This window comes from Ammoniphilus resinae, assembly GCF_017873965.1.
GTDB lineage: Bacteria > Bacillota > Bacilli > Aneurinibacillales > RAOX-1 > Ammoniphilus_A > Ammoniphilus_A resinae.
In genome coordinates this window covers 1-2,525 of the sequence record NZ_JAGGKT010000049.1, presented here as the reverse complement: position 1 = coordinate 2,525, position 2,525 = coordinate 1, and the positions used below count along the sequence as shown (strand labels likewise).

At 40.5% G+C, this 2,525-nt stretch carries 3 protein-coding genes; all 3 read left to right on the top strand.

Annotated features, from left to right (window positions below; translation table 11 throughout):
* Positions 1–72: 72 nt before the first annotated feature.
* The 3 genes from tnpA to tnpC all read left to right on the top strand — a co-directional run bounded on the left by tnpA (position 73) and on the right by tnpC (position 2,463).
* The gene (tnpA, locus tag J2Z37_RS25325; RefSeq protein ID WP_209813084.1) at positions 73–393 is read left to right on the top strand and encodes an IS66 family insertion sequence element accessory protein TnpA; all 321 of its coding nucleotides are present in this window, start codon (positions 73–75) and stop codon (positions 391–393) included.
* Positions 387–743, top strand: a complete 357-nt coding sequence (tnpB, locus tag J2Z37_RS25320) for an IS66 family insertion sequence element accessory protein TnpB (protein ID WP_209813083.1) — start codon at positions 387–389, stop codon at positions 741–743. The genes tnpA and tnpB overlap by 7 nt, the downstream gene beginning before the upstream one ends.
* A gap of 115 nt (positions 744–858) precedes the next feature.
* Positions 859–2,463, top strand: coding sequence for an IS66 family transposase (gene tnpC / locus J2Z37_RS25315; RefSeq protein ID WP_209813085.1), 1,605 nt, complete (start codon positions 859–861; stop codon positions 2,461–2,463).
* The last annotated feature ends 62 nt before the right edge of the window (positions 2,464–2,525 follow it).

The following is a 2,525-nucleotide window of genomic DNA, read 5'->3' as shown; positions in this document are numbered from 1 at the left end:
GTAAGCGTCAAACTGGACGCACATCCAAAATCTAAATAATATCTGTCATAATAATTCCCAGGAGGTGCTATTATGGCAGAAGTTACTAGAAAATTAAGTTCCCAGGAATGGGACGAACTCATCGAAAATTACCATTCCAGCGGATTATCGGCAGCAAAATGGTGTGCGGATCGTGACCTTAAAGTTAATCAACTACGTTGGCAAATTACAAAGCGCCAAAAATTGAATAAGAATAATCAATCTATCCATTGGGTATCCCTTCATACGAATTCTTCAGCCACTGTTTCTTCGTCTATTACTGTAAAGATCGGTAATGCTGAGATTTCAGTTTCAGATGGTTTTAACAAAGAACTTTTCGCTGAAGTGGTTCATTCTCTACTGACCTTATGTTAAACCTTAAACAAAGTTCGAATGTTTACCTAGCCTGTGGCAACACAGACATGCGTAAATCTATTGATGGACTAGCTATTATTGTTCAAATGAGTTTTAAATTAGACCCTTTTTCCGATGCCATTTTTGTATTTTGCAATGCTAAAAGGGATAAGATTAAATTGCTCTATTGGCAAAACAATGGTTTTTGGCTTTACTACCGTCGTTTAGAAAAAGGACGATTCAAATGGCCGGATCGTCCAGAAGATAAAGTTATTCACATCACGGAAAGAGAACTTCGTTGGCTTCTAGATGGTCTGGACATTCATCAAAAAGGTGCCCACCGGGCAGTCAATCAAAGAAAAATCATCTAACGTTTTTCACAAACACCTCAAACTGGCATAAATACTGGACTTCTAGGTGTTTTAACTTTCTCTCTTTCGCAAAAAGCTATATAATAAAACTATGAAAAACACGAATGTAAACTCCATCGATTTATCCAAATTGAGCCGAGAAGAACTGGAAGCAGCCTACCTGAAAGTCAGCGTAGAAAAGGAGCAAGCTGAACTTCAACTTAAATGGTATGAAGAGCAATATAGACTTAGCAAACAGAAATTATTCGGCAAATCAAGTGAACAACATATTGATGGCCAGCTGTCCCTCCCGATCTTCAATGAAGCAGAAATGGAGCGTCAGCCTATTTGTGTTGAACCAAAACTGGAAGAGGATGCCAATATTGCTTCATCTAAGAAGCAAAAAGGTAAACGCCAAAGAGATCTTTCAAAACTTCCAACCGAAGTCGTAGAATATAAACTTTCCCCAGTAGATCAAGTTTGTCCAACCTGCACAAATTCGCTCCACGAGGTGCGCCCGGAAATTCGCAAGGAGTTGGAAGTTATCCCAGCAAAAATCATAGTAAGGGAAACCCATCGCATGATTTATTCATGCCGTACTTGCGAAACGGAAGGCATCACGGTTCCCATGATCAAAGCCGACGCACCAAAGCCGGTCATTAAAGGAAGTATTGCTTCTCCTTCCCTTGTTGCAGACATTTTGACCAAAAAATATGTTGATGCTACTCCTCTGTACCGGCAGGAACAGGAATATAAACGTCGAGGATTACCCATCAACCGCCAGAATATGGCTAATTGGATTATCAAAGTGTCTAAAGACTGGTTAAAGCCTGTGTACAAACGGATGCAGGAGCTCCTTGTTTCCTATGATGTTCTCCATTCGGATGAAACAGAATTGGAAGTATTGAATGAGCCAGGCCGGGAAGCAAGCACAAAATCCTACATGTGGATGTACCGGACAGGCAATGGGCATGTCCCCATCATCCTCTATGAATACCAACAATCTAGATCGGGAGATAACGCTAAAAGATTCCTTAAAGAATTTAAGGGTTATCTACACACCGACGCATATAGCGGATATGAAAAACTTCTCAAGGAATCACAGGCCGGGCCAGCAATGGAAGTTACGCTAGTAGCCTGCTTCGCCCATGCTAGAAGGTATTTCACGGAAACATTAAAGGCGGTGGGCGATAAGGAAAGCTACATGTACACTTCCGCATACCAAAGTGTGAAATATATTGATGAGATGTTTGCACTTGAACAGAAAATGTCCACCTTATCCTTTGAAGAACGCCACGAGGAACGACAACGCCTTCTAAAACCATTAGTAGAGGCTTATTTCACATGGATTGAAAAGGAACATGCTCTTGCATTACCCAAATCCAGTTATGGAAAAGCCATCGCTTACTCTTTCAACCAGAAGGATAAACTAATAAATATACTCAAAGACGGAAGACTTGAATTAAGTAATAATCGTGCTGAACGGGCAATTAAACCCTTTGTCATCGGCCGGAAAAATTGGCTCTTTACGAATACACCAGCTGGTGCTGATTCAAGTGCCGTCGTCTATAGCATCATAGAGACAGCAAAAGAGAACAATCTTATTCCTTTTGAGTATTTGAGATTTCTATTTGAAAAGCTACCAAACATGGATATCAGCAATATCGAAGAATTAGACCAATTGCTCCCATGGTCAGAGAGTTTACCTTTAGCTTGCCGAGCTGCCAATTCTTCAAAATAAATACATTACGTAAATTAACAGCCCTCATCTAAATTACCAGGTGTGGGCTGTTTGACGCTTAC